General features: G+C 39.8%; 18 protein-coding genes. 5 read left to right on the top strand and 13 right to left on the bottom strand.

Going from position 1 to position 17,008, the window contains the following annotated elements; genetic code table 11:
- Positions 1-188: 188 nt before the first annotated feature.
- Positions 189-1,187 carry an IS110 family transposase gene (locus RHM67_RS10390; RefSeq protein ID WP_322232143.1) on the top strand — a complete coding sequence of 333 codons (999 nt, stop codon included), beginning with the start codon at positions 189-191 and terminating at the stop codon, positions 1,185-1,187.
- Positions 1,188-1,454: 267 nt separating this feature from the next.
- Here RHM67_RS10390 and RHM67_RS10385 read toward each other — a convergent pair whose 3' ends face one another.
- The 4 genes from RHM67_RS10385 to RHM67_RS10370 all read right to left on the bottom strand — a co-directional run bounded on the left by RHM67_RS10385 (position 1,455) and on the right by RHM67_RS10370 (position 5,636).
- Positions 1,455-1,823, bottom strand: coding sequence for an outer membrane beta-barrel protein (locus tag RHM67_RS10385; protein ID WP_322232141.1), 369 nt, complete (start codon positions 1,821-1,823; stop codon positions 1,455-1,457).
- A gap of 207 nt (positions 1,824-2,030) precedes the next feature.
- Positions 2,031-3,068, bottom strand: coding sequence for an IS5 family transposase (locus tag RHM67_RS10380; RefSeq protein ID WP_322232140.1), 1,038 nt, complete (start codon positions 3,066-3,068; stop codon positions 2,031-2,033).
- 67 nt (positions 3,069-3,135) lie between these two features.
- Positions 3,136-5,163, bottom strand: coding sequence for a TonB-dependent receptor domain-containing protein (locus tag RHM67_RS10375; protein ID WP_322232139.1), 2,028 nt, complete (start codon positions 5,161-5,163; stop codon positions 3,136-3,138).
- A 125-nt stretch (positions 5,164-5,288) separates the two neighbouring features.
- Entirely contained in the window at positions 5,289-5,636 is a 348-nt protein-coding gene (locus RHM67_RS10370; RefSeq protein ID WP_322232137.1) for a hypothetical protein, read from the bottom strand.
- Between the two features lie 114 nt (positions 5,637-5,750).
- Here RHM67_RS10370 and RHM67_RS10365 point away from each other — a divergent pair, with 114 nt between their 5' ends.
- Positions 5,751-6,299, top strand: coding sequence for an RNA polymerase sigma factor (locus RHM67_RS10365; protein ID WP_322232136.1), 549 nt, complete (start codon positions 5,751-5,753; stop codon positions 6,297-6,299).
- A 5-nt stretch (positions 6,300-6,304) separates the two neighbouring features.
- Entirely contained in the window at positions 6,305-6,715 is a 411-nt protein-coding gene (locus RHM67_RS10360) for a hypothetical protein (RefSeq protein ID WP_322232135.1), read from the top strand.
- Between the two features lie 756 nt (positions 6,716-7,471).
- Here the strand turns inward: RHM67_RS10360 and RHM67_RS10355 are convergent.
- On the bottom strand, positions 7,472-8,914 hold the full coding sequence (locus tag RHM67_RS10355; protein WP_322232134.1) for a HEPN domain-containing protein: 1,443 nt from the start codon (positions 8,912-8,914) through the stop codon (positions 7,472-7,474).
- Between the two features lie 204 nt (positions 8,915-9,118).
- Between RHM67_RS10355 and RHM67_RS10350 the strand changes: the two genes are divergently transcribed.
- Complete coding sequence (locus tag RHM67_RS10350) at positions 9,119-9,847, top strand: hypothetical protein (protein WP_322232133.1); 729 nt, start codon at positions 9,119-9,121, stop codon at positions 9,845-9,847.
- 103 nt (positions 9,848-9,950) lie between these two features.
- Positions 9,951-10,340, top strand: a complete 390-nt coding sequence (locus tag RHM67_RS10345) for a helix-turn-helix transcriptional regulator (RefSeq protein ID WP_322232132.1) — start codon at positions 9,951-9,953, stop codon at positions 10,338-10,340.
- A gap of 131 nt (positions 10,341-10,471) precedes the next feature.
- Here the strand turns inward: RHM67_RS10345 and RHM67_RS10340 are convergent, their stop codons facing one another.
- From RHM67_RS10340 to RHM67_RS10305, 8 genes are all read right to left on the bottom strand, one after another.
- Positions 10,472-10,843, bottom strand: coding sequence for a glyoxalase (locus tag RHM67_RS10340; RefSeq protein WP_256539466.1), 372 nt, complete (start codon positions 10,841-10,843; stop codon positions 10,472-10,474).
- A gap of 77 nt (positions 10,844-10,920) precedes the next feature.
- Positions 10,921-11,439, bottom strand: coding sequence for a Crp/Fnr family transcriptional regulator (locus tag RHM67_RS10335; protein ID WP_322232131.1), 519 nt, complete (start codon positions 11,437-11,439; stop codon positions 10,921-10,923).
- Positions 11,440-11,760: 321 nt separating this feature from the next.
- The gene (locus RHM67_RS10330) at positions 11,761-12,999 is read right to left on the bottom strand and encodes an IS110 family transposase (RefSeq protein WP_322232130.1); all 1,239 of its coding nucleotides are present in this window, start codon (positions 12,997-12,999) and stop codon (positions 11,761-11,763) included.
- A 138-nt stretch (positions 13,000-13,137) separates the two neighbouring features.
- A complete protein-coding gene (locus RHM67_RS10325; protein WP_322232129.1) occupies positions 13,138-13,659 on the bottom strand; it encodes a hypothetical protein in 522 nt (173 codons plus the stop codon).
- A complete protein-coding gene (locus tag RHM67_RS10320; RefSeq protein WP_322232128.1) occupies positions 13,656-14,405 on the bottom strand; it encodes a relaxase/mobilization nuclease domain-containing protein in 750 nt (249 codons plus the stop codon). The genes RHM67_RS10325 and RHM67_RS10320 overlap by 4 nt, the downstream gene beginning before the upstream one ends.
- A gap of 254 nt (positions 14,406-14,659) precedes the next feature.
- Positions 14,660-15,406, bottom strand: a complete 747-nt coding sequence (istB, locus tag RHM67_RS10315; RefSeq protein ID WP_322227467.1) for an IS21-like element helper ATPase IstB — start codon at positions 15,404-15,406, stop codon at positions 14,660-14,662.
- Positions 15,407-15,425: 19 nt separating this feature from the next.
- Positions 15,426-16,196: a Mu transposase domain-containing protein gene (locus tag RHM67_RS10310; protein ID WP_322227468.1), complete on the bottom strand. Its 771-nt coding sequence runs from the start codon at positions 16,194-16,196 to the stop codon at positions 15,426-15,428.
- Positions 16,196-16,948 carry an IS21 family transposase gene (locus RHM67_RS10305; RefSeq protein ID WP_322227469.1) on the bottom strand — a complete coding sequence of 251 codons (753 nt, stop codon included), beginning with the start codon at positions 16,946-16,948 and terminating at the stop codon, positions 16,196-16,198. The genes RHM67_RS10310 and RHM67_RS10305 overlap by 1 nt, the downstream gene beginning before the upstream one ends.
- Positions 16,949-17,008: the final 60 nt, after the last annotated feature.

Below are 17,008 nucleotides of genomic sequence, written 5' to 3'. Positions count from 1 at the left end.
AAATATTAACGAACAACTAACTTGTCGACAAAGAATGGGGTGAACCAAGTCAAGGCCCAGGTTAAAGACCTATGCTTCGTATTAGTCCCTATTCCGAGTCGCAAGTCGATGTCAATGACAAATTAGAATTTTAGACATAAGGGTCTTGTAAAGGTTTTAGTCTGAGTACATCAATTAATCTATTCAACATGAAATACAATACGTTTATTGGTGTGGATGTATCAAAGCTTACTATTGATGCCCACTTACATTTAATCAATGTCTCCAAAACATTTAGCAACAACGAAAAGGGTTTTGCATCCCTTTTAGCATGGGTGAAAAAACATGGTAAATTTTCTGATCTGACAAAGGCAATAATAGCATTTGAACATACAGGCATGTATTCTATCAAACTGGCTTTGTATCTCAACGATGTTAATGTCTCTTTTGCTATGCTTCCTGCTCTTCAAATCAAGCAATCCATTGGGATCAGGAGAGGTAAAAGTGATCAGGTAGATGCGCAAAGAATTGCAGAATATGCCTGGCTGCACCGTGAAACGTTGCAGGCGACCATATTGCCAGCCAAAGGTATCATGAGACTTCAATCATTGCTTACACTAAGAAACCGTCTCGTATGTGACCGTGGCGGCTTTGAGGCTACGTGGAAGGAACAAAACAAGGCATTGGACGGAAAGGAGTATAAGGAAATGTTTCAAATCTATAAATCCCTCATTCAGAATTTAACGCTGCAAATCAAAAAGCTTGAAAATCAGATTAAGGCAGTTATAGAAAGCGATGAAAAAATTAAAGCAAACTACCAATTACTTACCAGTATTAAATGCGTGGGGCCTGTTTTAGCTGCTAATATGATTGCCTGCACACATAATTTCACTCGGTTTACCAATTGGCGCAAGTTTGCCTGTTATGTAGGAACGGCACCCTTTGAGCACCAATCAGGCACCAGTATAAAAGGTAAAACACGAGTCAGCAGCTTATCGAACCGGCAAATAAAAAAATTAATCCACTTGGTGGCTATATGCGCTTGCGCATATAATCCAGAATTGAAGGTCTATTATAAGCGAAGGGTGAGTGAAGGAAAAAATAAAATGAGCACACTCAATGTTATTCGGAATAAGCTTATTGCCAGAATGTTTGCAGTTGTTAACAGGGGAACCGCTTACGTTGATCTGATGAACTATGCAGCTTAGTGCTTTTCATCTTAACTCGTAAACACCTCTTCTTATTTTGGTCGGGTTCCGTCAAGGGCAGCGAAGCGCTGGCCCATGGGCGGAACTGTTTATACACCCTTGACGGGTTCCGTCCAAAATGAGAACTTTGTGGAGAGATAAGATGATAATAATACTATAATAAAGAAAGAGTGATGGCTTTACTGTAATGAAGCTCTTTATAAGGCCTTCTGATGAAATAGAAGGCCGTATAAAGAGCTTCAAAATAATAATTATAAGATTACTATATTAATTAGCCATATCATTATTTTCGATAGATGTGCGGCTTTTATTAACACCGTTATTAAGACCGCCAAATTTATAATTTAGGCTAATGCCGAATGACCTGTAATAATCGCGGGAAGTGTACAATTGATTAAAGTCGGGACCGAATGTACGGGCAACATTATTCCTATAACCGGTAAAGGGGTTATTTACGCGAACTGCAAACCCCAGTTTATTTTTAATCAATTCCTTATTCGCGCTAAAAGCTGTACCAACAAATCCATTCGAATATCCCTGCAAGCCGGTAGGGTTACGGCTCACTATATTGAGGTCGGCATTTACGGCCCAACCTTTATCGAAACGGAACCCGTTTGAAAAGGAAAAAGAATACATCAGCATATTGTTATGCACAATAAAACCATCAGAAATCCCCTGTAGCCATAAAGGGGATCTCTAAAAACTTATTATTTCAAATGGAATAAAAAACCTATATTTTTTTCGATGCCCGTCATTTGGTGCCTTTTTGTTTTAACTTTTATAACATATTAATATTCAGTATTTTAAGTTATTTTTACCTTCGGAACGGGCGCACCTGTCCCACTAAATAGCTTCTAATTGAACTTTTCTGAACATGTTGTACACCAGGTTCATCATGCCCACTGCACTTTCTATACGCTTTATACCGATATAAGCCAGCCCCATCCCGTTCATGTTGTTCTCCATAAACCCAAACACATGCTCTACCCGCACCCTTGTTTTTGATTTCTCCTTGTTGCTTGCCAGTTGTGTTTCTGTCAACGGTTTGTTCTTTACGCCCTTTTCGTGGATGTGTAATTGTACTTCTTTTCCTTTCAATCTGATGTGGAGTTCTTCCCCGGTGTAGGCACTGTCGGCGTATAAAGGCTGGCCCTTGTCTTTTTCACCTATGAGGCCTTCTATTTCCTGTGAATCGTGCACCGATGCATCGGTAACCGTGAAACCTGTGACAAGTTTACTTTTGCCGTCCACCTTTACATGGTTCTTGTAGCCATAATAACTTACCTTGTTTTTCTTTGTCCAACGGGCGTCAATATCCTTTTGGGCCAGTTTTGCAGGGTTTTCCGTAAATGAGGCCGGTGTTTCGCCTTCTTTTACCTGCTTGTTTTCCTCCCGTGTGTTCCGTTGTTTGGGTACTTCTATAAAACTTGCGTCTACTATTTTGCCCGCATTTAAGATAAGCCCCAGTTTTTCAAGTTCCTTTATAAACAGTTCAAAAACCTCCTGTACAAGCCCCAGGTCGGCCAACCGTTCCCTAAAGGCCCAAACTGTCTTGCTGTCCGGCACATCGTCTGCAACGGTCAGACCTAAAAAACGCATGAAACTGATCCGGTCGCATACCTGGAACTCTACTTGTTCGTCCGATAAGTTGAAATAGCGCTGCAGTACCAGAATTTTGAACATTAAAACATAGTCGTATGGCGGGCGGCCGCCTGCCCCCTGGGCCAACTTACTGAGGCATTCTTCAAGTTTTGACCTAAATATCTCGAAATCAACACCTTCCGACAACCTGTGAAGCGGGTCGCCCAGGAGGATCAATTTTTCGATGCGGAAGTCGCTGTCGAACAACCCCATCGCCCTGTGTCTCTTAAAACTTTTCAATGCCTAAATATAAACATAAATAATTAATTATCAAATATTTAATACATATTTTATGACTGCCGGGTTTTTAGAAGTCCCCTAAATACATTACGTTGCCATTAAGGCTTACATTATAAACTTTGCTAACCGGATAAGATACCGACAGGTTACTCCCCGCGCTGCTTGATTTGCCTGTATTTTCATAAGTGGTTCGTGTAATTTGAGTTGCAGGGTCAAAGTCGGCTACCTGCAAATCTAGGTTGTTCATAAACGAATAATCCAGGCCTATGTTTAACGATAGTTTTTTGTTACGGCTGTACCCTGCCTGAATATCGTTTAACAATACAGGGCGCAAGTTAGGGTTTCCTGTGGATTCGAAATCCGGGTTCGAGCGGTCAATGTATGGGTTAAGCCTGTTTATACCCGGCCTGCGGATGCGTTGTGAGAAACCAAAATTAATTGTGGTTTGGTCGCTGAAGCTTTTACTGACTGCTATGGAAGGCAGTACATTAAAGTAATTCTGATCAGCAACGGTACTTGTACTAATGAAATCTGCCCTGATAACGGTTCCCTCTACCCTTACCCCGGCATTAATGTTCCAGCTTTTTAAATTGATTTGGTAAGAATTATATACACTGAATACATTTTGTTTATTGGTATACTGGTTTGAAAGTGCCGTATCCAAATCAAACAGCCCCGTAATCCTGTTTAAACTATTGTACCCAAAGTTGCTGTTACTGGTGCGCAGGATAGCTTTTACACCAGCCTCAATGGTTACCTTTTTTACCGGGGTTACAAAATCCACCTGTAAAGTATGCTCATTAAATTTTTGCTGATCGTTTTGATTATAATCGGGTGTATTGAAGTTTACCGGGTTGGTTATCGTTACATCGCCATTTCTATTATTCCAGTTGTCGGCAAATTGGTAAGAGAAAGTCAACAACTGGTTTCTAACCCTATTAAACCCAATTTGATAGTTAACGGCAGCATCCCAGCCAAGATTTATTCCTTTGTTACTATTGAACAAATCATAAGCCTGGGTTATCCTGGTATTACCGCTTGAAACTGATGATTGCATCATATGGTCGTTTGCGCGGCTGCCGTTCAGATTGAACTGGCCCGAAATTAAATGAAGCGAATCAATATCATAACTCATTTCGGTACCAAGATAGGCTGTTTTATTGTTTGCCCGGCGCTCTCCGGTTTGCAGCAGGTTGGTTGGGGCCGTATCAAATGTTTCCCGGCTGTTGCTAAAACTGGTTTGCGGGTTGTTAATTATACTGGCACCACCAAATGTTGAAATAGCAAATTTACCACTTTTAGCAGTAAAAGAGCCCCCTGCTCCCGGGCCGCCAACCGGGAAACTTTCGTTGGCATTTAGTGTGCCTGTGTAACCATCACTTACTTTTTTCACGGTAATAATATTGATGATACCTGCAAGGCCTTCACCATCATATTTAGACGGTGGGATGGTGATAACTTCTATTCTTTCTATAGTGGAGGCAGGCATACTTTTAAGTATCGCATTTAAATTGCTTTCAACACTGGCAGATGGTTTACCGTTAATTAACACCTTAAAACTTGAATTGCCTTTTAACAGGATGTTGTCCTGCCCATCTAAAGTGATATACGGGATTTTATGCATCATTCCTAAAACATTGTTTGATTTACTTTCAGGGTCAGCTGTCAAATCATATATAATACGATCTGCTTTTTGCTTAATAATTGGCTTTGTTGCCGTTACTGTAACTTCTTTTAAGGTATTCAACTGCTGTTTTAAAACAACCGTGCCCAGGTCTGAATCTTTTTGCAGATCAAGCGAAAATATTTTCGGCTGGTAGCCAATAGCTATAATTACGATATGATAAGTTGCCGGGGCAAGTGAAGAAAAAGCAAATGAACCATCTTCTTTGGTTACACCAGCCCTAATGGTTTTATTTTTGTCGTTGTTTAGTTTTATCGTGATAAAAACTAATTTGCTGTGCGTGGCCGAATCGGCTATAGTACCATTTAGCATCAATTTACCGGTGTTGGTTTGCGCAAGTATGCTACTGGTTTGTGCTATAAAAAAGGCAAATAATAAAATTATTCTTAACGTATGTTGTTGGGTTTTCATAATATTTAAGATTTGGTTGTGATAAATTTTTGAGCAAAGCAATCCCTGTAAAGACCGGAGGCCTTTAAAAATTTTGCTGTATTTACAGGGATTGCGTTTAAGGGTATGTTACCCCTAAGTTTTGATTAAAGCGATTGCTTATCGCGGTGATTGCGGATAAAAAGGTAATAAAGGAAGAAACCGGCGGCTACAAATAACATTTCCACTCCATAAGGTAACGGTGATTCTTCGGCGCTGTAGGGGATAAATTGCATTACTATTAAACCTAAACCGGTCGTCATCATAATGATGGCCCACTTCATAGCTTCGGTATCAAAGCCCGAAAGCTGCTTTAAAAATTTAAGTCCGGTTTCGTCTAAAGGCCCTGCATCAATAATGCGTTTCTTTAAACGGTAGTTATACAAAGCAAGAATGAAAATTGCGATAAGTATAAAAAATACAATGAGTATTATAAATGGCATTAACTGTTTCATGATGTTTTAATTTAAATGATTTTGATACAGTAGTCTTTAAAAATAACACAACGGTTGCAAATATTTTTCTTTATTTTTTGCAACCGATAGCAAGCTGAAGTCGACTACTACACTATGTTTAATGAAAAGGAGATTGTAACCAGGATATTAAAAGGAGATTTCCGCGCTTTCGAAGTATTGGTAAAACAATATGAAAAGCTGGTTTTCTTTGTAATGAACCGCCTGGTACATCGCCTGCAGGATAAGGAAGATATTTGCCAGGAAGTTTTTATTAAAGTACATAAAAGTCTTTCTAAATTTCAGTTTCAATCCAAACTATCTACCTGGATAGCAAGCATAGCCTATTTAACCGCTGTTGACCATGTTAAAAAAAACAAGGCAGATAGGCAGGCCGACTACCCGGAAAATATAGATCATTATCATTTTACCGATGACAACCCGGAAGTAGAACTGGTGAAAAAAGACACTGCCGTATACATTAACGTACTGATAGCGCAAATGCCATTGCAATACCGTACTGTTTTAACCTTGTATCATTTAAACGAGTTTACCTGCCCCGAAATTGAACAGATTACCGGCATACCTGAGGGAACGGTTAAGAGCCACCTTTTTAGGGCACGGAAACTGTTAAAAGAAAAAATAGAACACGATCTTAAGTATTAAAAATCATGAAAAAATTAACCGATGAACAGATACAGGCGCTATTGGAAAGCGGATTAAACCCTGCTGACGACATTTCGGATAGTTCAGAAAAAGAACAGATGGATAGCTACCAGTCTTTGTTTAAAAAACTAAAAACAGAACCCGAACAGGGTTTGCCATTTAATTTTGCCGCCAAAGTCACCGGTCAGCTAAAACTAAAATTGAAAAAAAGAAGTGACATCAGGTTTAATTTGCTTGCTGCATTAGGAATAATAGCCGGATTATTTGCCGCATACGGAATTTTAACAATGGTTGATAATGATGCAGGTAACACCTTTTTGCTGGCAATTTTGAAATTTAAATGGTTGCTCATTTTTTGTTCTTTCATATTGTTAAGTACTTTGATGTTTGATCAGAGAATCGTTGAAAAGAACTAAATACTAATTTTTGATAAGAAATATTTGGAAAAGTCTTAGAATACGAAGCACCGCTAAAAAACAAATTAAAATGCTTCGCTTGTATAGCCTTTACGTTTCACCCGCCGGTCGGTAAGTTTGCCGGACGCGGTGAAATGGATTAAATATTTGGGTGAGGGGAAAGGCAGGTGTGTTATGAGGAACGAATTTCACTCCTGCCAGCGGCGGCGAGGCTGACGGCGCATTGAACCCGGCGCGATAGCGCGTGGTGAAATAAGTCGTCTGCCGCAGCGGTAATGATATATCAAAAAGTTATCAAGCACCAACTATGTGTCATTTGTCTTATGTGATGTCGAAATTCTATCAATCTCTTTTTAAAACTGTTCGATCAAGGTAGTCGCAATAATCATTTACGGTTTTCATAAAGTCAAGAATTATTTATAGAATAATAACATATCTGTTATTTCTTCTCTCTCTACAATTTCTGCTGTATTGAATACAACCAAGCCCTATACAACTCCCACATTACTCTCTTAATTTCTTCCTGCGAATAATTGATAAAAAAGTATCGCATAGATAGTTGCAAGTCCCTAATATCGGTGGTTGTTAGTTCTTCAAATTTTTCGTCATTATCATTTTCCATGTGTAATATGATTGTTTGGGCGACCAAACCGCATTCACTTAGGGTGCTTCGCGGGTATATTGTAAATAGTATAACAGTTTTCAGAAGCGAGGCGAGGCGAACAATTAGCCCGCCCGCCAATACCGCTGAGGGTGTCAAACATTAATATCATTATTGTATTTTTGGTAAACTCTTTCCGCTACCTGATTGAACTTTGTTACCTGTTTTGATAAAATTCTCACCGAATCACCATCAGGATCAAACGAACTGCTATATCTTGATTGTGAATAAGCGTTTTGCAACAATTGATATAGTTGTGCCCCCTCTGTGGTATTTAGTTCAAAGACCTCTTTTAATTCATCCGTAAACAACAAGGTTAGTCTAAGCAATCGTGATAGATTATGCATTTGTACCCGGTAACCTATAACGGTTTGTATAATAGCTTTTAAAACGCTTTCAACAGATTGATGCAAAAGGAATGCTGCAAGCCTGAAATTATTATCTGCCCTGTATAATTCTGCACCTCTTAAAAATTCGCCGCCCTGTTTACCCCACCTTTCCCAATTGAACTTTGATCTTTCTAATAATGCATCCTTAGTTATTTCCCGATGCTCTGGTAACATTAATTCGGGGGATTGATATAGAACAAACCCCTTTTGCATAACAGTTGACCAAAAGCGCCTACCAATATTAAGCGCTTCTTTTGCGCTATTTGCCTTGTGGACTATGGCATGTACATGAGCGAGGTACTGGCAATTGTCTTCTATCTTATTACTGACTTCATGCTCCGGTGTTTTTTCATCATCGCTAATAAGAATAAGCAGATAAAATGTAAACGGCTTGGGATGTGTCCCTAAATGAATAATCATTTGAACCTGCGGACAACGTTTTACAATCAGGTTTTTGATTTCTTCCAAAGCCAATTTTTCGGCTGCTGTTGGTTCGGGGTTTATTGTCCTTAGCACAATTGGTTCGTCGGATGTTTCGGCCAAGCTATTTTCAAGCGTATTCCGCTTTAGCTGTGGACGACCGCCCTCGCGTTGGCAGATTAGCCACGCTGCCGAGTATAGTTTAATTAAGTTTTCATAAACGGTAATAACCTCACCTGCATATAAAGCCTCAGCATCTGCATTATTGTAAAGGGCTACATGTGACCATTCATGTAATTGATCCCTATATTCCTGTGGCTTAATTTTTTTAAAGACTTTCTTAACAGCCTTATAAGGTTCAAGCTGTTCTTTCAAGGAAAGGTTTTTAGGGTAGTATTCCCATTGTTCCTTTTCTTCTTCCAATTGCTCCTCCGTAAGCTGTTTACGCTGGTAAGAAAAGTTTTTGTAATTTACTAAAAGCAGGTACATCGCTTCCAAAATCCTCAAATTGAGATCATATATAAAAAGCAGAGTGCCGGGGCCATGACGTTTTTCATCGTAATGCTCGTCGTTAACTACATAATATCGCCATTCCTTTAACCGCTTGCCATGGCCTTTCACTGAATCGGCACTAAAAAAATCGACTACTACAGACATTGGACTTTCAACTTCGTAATGGCGAAGTGTCTTAGGGTAATGTTCCCAGGGTGCGTAAGTTCCGTTGTACATGATGCTCTTTTTACACCGATCTCTATTAACCGGCAAAACAAAAGAATAGCAAAACATCACCGTACCCAACCATAAGCGATTGTACTTTACAATAATGCCGTTGTATTTATCTCGAAAAAAGTAATGGAAAAAGCAACCAATAAATATTAGGCATAAAAGCTCTTATCTTTGGTAGAGCGTTTAAATACAATCAATTAAAATAAAATGGAGAGCCCTCGTAAACTTATTAAAGGCAAGTTATCTGCTGCTTATAACGATAATAAAAATCTCGTAGTAGATGTATTTCAAAAAGCAGATGCTTGGATTTTATGGTTTATAGGCTTTTCGATTGGCGGTTTAGCTCTTTTTGCAGGCAATTTGGATAAATTTTCAAACAAGCTCTCTACCGAGCAAATTCATAAAATATTTATTGAGTTGTTCTTTTCTGTAATTTCTGGTGTTCTATTTAGATACGTGTATATATGGTTTTACATGCTGCTGATAAAAAATGTTTATAGTCGTGTTAGCAACGACTTTGATGCGCAATATGATTTGCCGGTTTATAAACCATTAGTAGGCAATGAAACATTTGCGGAATTGATTATTCTTATCAACACGTATACTGGTTCAGATTTTAATAGCTTAATTCAACAATTTGCTGATGCTGATGAAAACCATAGAATAGCATTATGTAGCGTATTAATTGATTATTATAATAAGGCAGAGGCTTTTTATACCGAGGAAACTACTAAAGGACTTGACCATCTAAAAGAGCGGTTGGAAATTTATTTTGGTAAAAAAATTGAAGAATTAAATAAAAAAGATAACTCGACTAACAAACTATTTGGACGCCAATTTTATTTAATAATCACATTAGGTTCTATTTTACTGATTATCTTTTCTGTGTCGTTTGGCCTTGCTCTATACAATTTTTGCTTTAATATCCATCTATAAGTATTATGTGGAAATTAAAATTGACAAATGCTTCAATACCTAATTGTACTTTACAATAAAGCTGTTGTTTTGTACATTTACATTTTAACAATACATTTGACTTATGGCAGAACCAACCTTACATATCGGAAGAAAAATCAGTAAAATTCGTGAATTGAAAGGAATGAAGCAGGAAACGCTTGCATCTGAATTGGGAATAAGCCAACAAGCTGTGTCGAAAATTGAGCAGAGTGCAGATGTTGACGGAGAAGCTTTAGAAAAAATAGCAAGAATTTTAGGCTTATCTTCTGAGGCCATTAAGGCTTTTACAGAGGAGGCCATTTTCAATATTATTTCCAATACCTTTCATAACACCAGTAGTGATAATTCGACTTTAATCGCCAGTTCTTTGAACTACCAGCCAACATTTAATACCGTTGAAAAAATAGTTGAACTATACGAAAGGTTGTTGCAGGCTGAAAAAGAGAAAAACGAGCTGCTAAAAGGTAAATAATAATAAGTGGTCTAAAAATATTAAATTGCCAACATCTAAAAGGACAAATTCTTTTGTCCAATTGTGATAAGGTTTCCTCTAAAAATATATCAGCCAATCAACGTTCTACGGAGACAGTGTGATTTTTGAACTTACTTTGATTTAAAAAATTCTCCAAAGTGCCAAAGGATTCCGGAGGGGTCGTGCAAAAAACATTCTCTGCCCCAATGATCTACACGAATTGGAGTGAGCTTTACGCCTGTATATTTATTTGGAAGGTTTAAGGCTACCAGTTCGTTCCAATAACGGGCAACGTCCTCAACTTCTAAAAATACCATTGTATTGTCTATCCAATCCTTTACAAAAGCATCTTGCAAATAAAATCCTAATTGCTGAATTTTAAATAGCGACATGGAGGGGGTCAAAACACTTTCCTGGAAACCTAAGTCGCGGTAAAAGCTCCTTGATAGTTCAAAATCTTTTGCTCCGATAAATGGCCGTATTGATATAGCGCTGTGTTCCATAGGTTATTTGAGTTGTTTTTTGCTTTAAGTAAAAAACAAAAATAGAGGTTTAAATGCCTTAAAGCACTTGATTGAAATCAAGAAGTGAATTTGTTTTTTGCAAATTTCTCCCGAACTCTACTTAGAGTTTCCGGTGTTATCTTTAAAAAGGACGCAATAACCTTTAAAGGAAATTTCTGTAGCAATTTAGGCTTATTTTCAAATATGAACTGATACTTTTGCAAGGGAGTGAGTGAATTGTCAAAAAAATGAACTCTTGCAGTGGCACCCTCAAATAGCTTATTCAATTGAAGAAACGCCGAAGATTGGCCTATGAGATAATGTATAGATTCAATACTAAGTTCTAAAAGGTTACTTTCTGTAAATGCACTTATAATGTTTTCGGATGGCGTTTGAGAAACAAAACTTTTGTGATTTAAAAACCATTCATTTTCTATGTGCAGGTCGATTATATGATATTCATTATCAGATTTTAAGTTATATTGATATATGGTCCCTTTCAAAATGAAGAAAACGGATTTAGCTACCTCGCCGTTAATCAATAATACTTGATCTTTTTGTACTTGCCGATACTTCACTTCTTTTTCAAAAAGCATGTTATCTCTGTCACTGTAGTATCCTGTTGTTTTTAAAGCATTTGAGAACATATATAAAAATTACTACAATAAATAGTCGGCACAGCAAACTATGTTAAAAATATTTAAAGCCCTAAGTTATGCAATTCGTCTTAAATTGAAATTGCGTTAAATTTACGAGTGATACGATGACTGCAAATCCCCAATGACACATAGGTCATTCTTTATTAAAAATAAGTTTCCTCTGCGTTCTCATGGAACAAGCCTGGGTGCTATCTACAGATTTGGCAGCTTAGGTTTCAGACTTTTTATTCTATTACCTTTTCCGTCCTTTTAATTTTTTTAGTCAGTATTTGTTTGGGGCCACGATAGCTGCGCTTTATGGTACAACGCCGCCTTAGCCTGCAAATCGACAAAGTGAGCAATTCCTTTTTCTTGATAGACGGTTAACGTTTCCAAAGTCTTATATACGACTTTAAGCAATCTTCTCGCAACGGCAACGATTGCCTTTTGCGCTTTCATCCGTTTCCGTAATTTATCAAACAATGCGTGCCAATAAGAATCTTTCATACGAACGGCAGCCCATGCCGCGCCAACAATGGCAACTCTTAAATAACTGTTGCCCTTTTTAATTGCAGTGCTTTTTCGCTTACCTGCACTTTCGTTGTTGCCCGGTGCGATGCCGCACCACGCGGTAAAATGATCCGCTGTTGGAAAACGACTCATATCTTTTCCTGCTTCGCTAATAATAATCTCTGCTGATTTAACACCTATACCACTGATGCTATCAAGACACTCAAAGGCTTGTGCATAATGCTCAATTATGATTTCAGTAATTGATTTGTCTAAAAAATCGACCTGCTTTTGCACATGATCATACTCTTCCAATAGCATTTGGAGTTGAGTATGATGATAGGTTTGTAGCGTGCCGTCCAAAGCTTTGATCAACAGTTCTTTCTTCGCCTTTACTTTCCCTCTGGCACAATTAAGCAGTTGTTCCTGATCTGTAATACCTTTGGCCAGCAATCGTATCATATCCATAGCCGATAGTGTATGAATGGAGCTAATGACAGAACGCAGTTTAATATTATTGCTTTCCAATATCTTAAGTAGACGATTCCTTATCCTGTTAAGTTGCCAGGTGTAGAATAGGCGATTTCGACAATAATCTCTTATTATTCTCTGTGTGTTGTCTGGCATAAAACTTGGTCGCACTAATCCGTGCAATAACAATGTACAAAGCCACTTAGCATCCTTGCGGTCAGTTTTCCGTTTCGGCATCTGCTTGATGTGGACTGGATTTGCCACGATGACTTCAATGTCTGCTTCTGTAAGTATAGCGTATAAACTCATCCAATAAATACCTGTACTTTCCATCAGACAATGATGAATATCATTCTCCTGCAACCAGTCTCTGATCTCTTTGAGTTCACGTGTGTAAGTTCCAAATTCCCTAAACTCCTGATTGCTGCCATCTTTCCCGGAGATAAAGCCGACGATCTTATCCTTGTGCATGTCAAGACCACAGGCTCTGTCCAATTGAGGCATAATGTTTACATCTTCAATAACTTGATGTTTCAAAAATATCCTCCGTTGATTATCTATGAAATACATTTTTATGAGCCCGGGTGTTTTCTAAATCATAATACTTAGGTTAAAGTCCCCAAACAGCGAGTGTAAGGGGACTTTGTTTTTTTAATTACTGAGCATCAGGCTTATTTATTTTTCCGTTTTTAAATAAGCCGTATCCATAGCGGATAAGGTTCTTCTTTTAGCTATTTGCTTTAAATAAACCCATGCCCGCTGATAGTGGGCTGATTGCTCGCTTTGCTTATGCTGGCCGTAGGCATCAATTGCTTTGCCGCCTAAAGAATATAAATAAGTTATAACCACCAAACATATCCCCCAGGGAATAAGCCTGCCAAATACGATTTTATAGTACTGGCCCTGGTTGGTTTCCGGAAATAATAATATCCGTATTTGTTTAGTGACGAATGTTGGCACCTTGCTCAATTTTTCATAGATCTGTTTAAGCAAGGTCAATTCTTCATTCTGTTTGATGTTCTGCTTGATTTCCCTTATTTCAGTAAGTATAATGTCAATCGCAACCGAATAATCAGGAACTGGATTATCGGTAATTTTTGTTAACTGCTTTTCCATTTCTGTATTCTTTTTTACAAGGCTGTCAACAATCTCGTCGTTTCCATCCATTCTTTGATTTAGTTCATCTATTTCTTTCATCTTGATATTCCTCTGCTTTGTTGTTGTTCATTTTTCTTTCGACGCTTTCTTTCCGGGCTGTCATCATCGTCGGCTATATTGCCAAGTAAGTCAGCTAATAAACCTGCTCCTGCTGATAGCGATTGCCTCAAATAGTGGGTTTCCGGCTCCGGCTTTAAATAAGTGGTTTGTTCAGTCTTGTCCTGACTTTCTCTTTGCTGCTTTGCGTTTTCCATTACTTCCCTTAACTGATCTGCCAAACTCTTTTCCGGTTTAACCTGCTGCTGTTCTATGGCCTGGCTTAGCTTTGCATAACTTAAACTGCGGTCTATCTCTGATCCTTTAAATTTATATTCGCCTTTGCTGAAACTAATGCCCTGCGCCTCTGTAGTGCCGCTCTTGTATTTCAAATGCGTAACAATACCCTGCTTTGCCAATACCTGCTTTAGCTCATTGATATTTTTTACTTTTTTGCTGGCTGCTTTTATAGCATCGAATAATTCATATTTGATTTTGTCCTCACCTTTAAGTTGCTGCCGATTAACCCGCTCTTTCCCCGGTGACAGGTAAAGGCCATGTTTTAAGGTCAATTCTTTAGCTACCTGTACATTCCGCTGCTTTTGAAAGTTATCCGAAATGGTTTTACCACTGTTGCTTACCCGGTTGTAAACGATGTGGATATGCGGATGATCTTTATCCTTGTGCTTAACAATTAGGTACTGCGTGTTTTTAAAGTCCCAGCCAATTTTTTCTTTTATATAGTCCAAATCTTCCGAATCGGAATAAATAAACTTGATGTCCCCTGGCTTGACAACACCATCCGTCATATTCGGGGCGTCAAGGTCTTTCGATGGTTCCTGCTGAATATGATCAGTCCGCAGGGTGGATATACCAATTTAATTGACCCCTCTCGCCAATCGTTCGTGACCCCTTTGAGTTAAGGGTTTAAAAGAGCATAAAGTTATTGTACAGACAGGCTCCTGGGAGCGGATGCTTTTGTCCGGTTTAACAACTATTATTTTTACAAAAATACATTTTCTGATTTAGAGTTTCTTCTCCTTAGTGATTCGCCATACAGTTCAACCCTTAATGAGTGATGAACAATGCGGTCAAGGATAGCATCGGCGATTGTTTTTTCACCGATAACATCATACCATTCCTTGACTGGGATCTGCGAAGTGACCACCGTAGAGCGCTTTTGGTGCCTGTCTTCTATAATATCCAGTAAAGAAGCCCGGCTCTGGGCATCAAAAGGCTGTAGACCGAAGTCGTCCAATATCAACAGATCGGCCCGTTCTATTTTTTTCAGTTCTGCCAGAATGGTACCTTTTGCTTTGGCCAGCTTCAGCTGGCCCATAAGCTTGGCCGTATTGACGTATAAGACCTTGTACCCATTCTGACAGGCCTGATAGCCAAGCGCTGTCGCCAGATAGCTTTTGCCTGTTCCGGTGGAACCGGTAATAAACAGATCCTTGTGCTCCTTAACAAAGTCAAGCCCGGCCAGCCTGTGTACCTCATTCTTGTCCAGACCACGATCTATACCGTAGTCAACCTGCTCCAACGAAGCTTTATACCTAAAGCCTGCTCCCCTGATGGCTCGTTCTACGTAACGGTTTCGCCGGTCGTCCCATTCACTGGCGACCAGCAGGGCGATGAACTGATCGGCTGTAAGCGATTCTTTTACTGAACTCTCCAGATTGGTTTTAAAGGCATCATACATGCCATAAAGGCGAAGCTGACGCATCTTGTCTAATGTTTCATTATTCATTTGTTCTATGTTTTATGGGTTACTGGTAATATTCTTTTCCTCTGATATTGTTATGGGCGGGGATCACTGATGTCTCGTCCTCTGGCTGAAGCTGGTCCAGGCGTTTCTTGAGTATCTCTTCGATAATTGGATAGTTATACTGGTGGAGGTTGTAGGCCCAGCGGCAGGCACCAGCCAGCCTTCCGGCACCAACACGACGGGCAAAGCTTAGAATGCCAGCGCATGATTTGTAAGCCTGTTCCGGATAGACCTTATGTTCCAGTACCTTGGTAATGTAGCGGGCTACATCCTCATGAATAGCTTCGGCCTCCTGAATAAACTTTTCAGGGCACCATTCAGTAAGGAAACGATGCTGCGAGGCCAGGTGATTGTCATCTGTTGTGTGGCGATACTTGATACGGACACGTGGATGGGCTGCGATCTGAGTGTACTGGTAATAGATCTTAACGGAACCGGAAGTATATAAGACCTTGACCTTCTTTCCGATATAAGTGTAAGGCACGCTGTAATAGTGAATATCCTCGCCCAGGCGGATATATCCGTTCTTCATAACGGTAACCATTACCTGTTTATTAACCTCGTAACGCAATGGGTTCAGTGGTGCCAGTACATCCCGTTCGATCTCTTCGAACTGTTCCCTGCGGGAGTAGGTCCGCCCGGAGAAGGGTTTGTTGTTATGGATCTCTAAAGCGGGACGTATAGCCGAGTTCAGCGATCCCAGATCGCTGAACCTGCGGCCTTCCAGCCTGGTGTATATGCTCCGGTAGATCAACTTTACCGCTCCTTCCACTAAGGACTTATCACGCGGCTTATAAACACGTGCAGGCACAACGGTAACGGAATAATGTTCAGCGAAGGAAGCGAACTCGTCATTAAGTATGGCTTCGTATTTACTCCCCGGGTTACCGCAGAACGCAGGTTGTCCGGCACCATGGCAACAGGAACCCCGCCAAAGTAATGCAGCGCATTCTCACAGGCTTTGATCAGATCTTCTTTACGCTGGCTTTCCACCGCTTCTACATAAGTAAGCTGACTGCAGCCCAGGATAGCTACAAACACCTCCACATCCTGTACGCTACCTTCGGATAGGGTGATCTGCAGCTTACTTCCTGTGAAGTCAATATACATCTTATCGCCGGCCTTGTGATCAATGTGCATGACCGGCCGCGAGAGTTGTAGATAAGTGTGGACCGCATTATTGAACCGCGAACGGCCATAGCCATCAGGATACTTTTCGATATACTCATTATGCAGCATCTCGCGGGTTACGCCCTTCTTTTTGAGCTTCTTGCATATCTCGGGAAGCAAGGCCTCCAGCGTCTGCATACGGGGATTGTTCTCGGTCTTGCCAACCGGGGTAGTGAACAGCACGGCAAGCTCGCTATCGCTCCTGGCGCCAAATGCCTCGTGGCTTATGCCCAAATCGTGCCATACACGTACGTACTTTTTAATGGTGTTACGGGAAATACCTACCATCCCGTGAATCGTTTTGACCCCGGTACCCTGACAGTATAATCGAATGATCTGCCTTAGTTTATTCATCTTGATCGGTTTATTGGACATTGTATTCGCTGGTTTTCGTTTATCTAAAAAGTAAACAAA

This window comes from Mucilaginibacter sp. 5C4 (genome assembly GCF_034345625.1).
GTDB classification, from domain to species: Bacteria; Bacteroidota; Bacteroidia; order Sphingobacteriales; family Sphingobacteriaceae; genus Mucilaginibacter; species Mucilaginibacter aurantiaciroseus.
The sequence above is the reverse complement of the archived record's forward strand: the minus strand, read 5'-3'. Positions and strand labels throughout refer to the sequence as shown.

Excerpts from the sequence above, each read along its gene's own strand:
- RHM67_RS10325 (WP_322232129.1), bottom strand. The coding sequence starts at position 13,659 with ATGAAAGAAATAGATGAACTAAATCAAAGAATGGATGGAAACGACGAG.
- RHM67_RS10390 (WP_322232143.1), top strand. The coding sequence starts at position 189 with ATGAAATACAATACGTTTATTGGTGTGGATGTATCAAAGCTTACTATT.
- RHM67_RS10305 (WP_322227469.1), bottom strand. The coding sequence starts at position 16,948 with ATGAATAAACTAAGGCAGATCATTCGATTATACTGTCAGGGTACCGGG.
- RHM67_RS10355 (WP_322232134.1), bottom strand. The coding sequence starts at position 8,914 with ATGTACAACGGAACTTACGCACCCTGGGAACATTACCCTAAGACACTT.
- istB (WP_322227467.1), bottom strand. The coding sequence starts at position 15,406 with ATGAATAATGAAACATTAGACAAGATGCGTCAGCTTCGCCTTTATGGC.
- RHM67_RS10340 (WP_256539466.1), bottom strand. The coding sequence starts at position 10,843 with ATGGAACACAGCGCTATATCAATACGGCCATTTATCGGAGCAAAAGAT.
- RHM67_RS10345 (WP_322232132.1), top strand. The coding sequence starts at position 9,951 with ATGGCAGAACCAACCTTACATATCGGAAGAAAAATCAGTAAAATTCGT.
- RHM67_RS10335 (WP_322232131.1), bottom strand. The coding sequence starts at position 11,439 with ATGCTTTTTGAAAAAGAAGTGAAGTATCGGCAAGTACAAAAAGATCAA.
- RHM67_RS10360 (WP_322232135.1), top strand. The coding sequence starts at position 6,305 with ATGAAAAAATTAACCGATGAACAGATACAGGCGCTATTGGAAAGCGGA.
- RHM67_RS10375 (WP_322232139.1), bottom strand. The coding sequence starts at position 5,163 with ATGAAAACCCAACAACATACGTTAAGAATAATTTTATTATTTGCCTTT.
- RHM67_RS10385 (WP_322232141.1), bottom strand. The coding sequence starts at position 1,823 with ATGTATTCTTTTTCCTTTTCAAACGGGTTCCGTTTCGATAAAGGTTGG.
- RHM67_RS10350 (WP_322232133.1), top strand. The coding sequence starts at position 9,119 with ATGGAGAGCCCTCGTAAACTTATTAAAGGCAAGTTATCTGCTGCTTAT.
- RHM67_RS10370 (WP_322232137.1), bottom strand. The coding sequence starts at position 5,636 with ATGAAACAGTTAATGCCATTTATAATACTCATTGTATTTTTTATACTT.
- RHM67_RS10365 (WP_322232136.1), top strand. The coding sequence starts at position 5,751 with ATGTTTAATGAAAAGGAGATTGTAACCAGGATATTAAAAGGAGATTTC.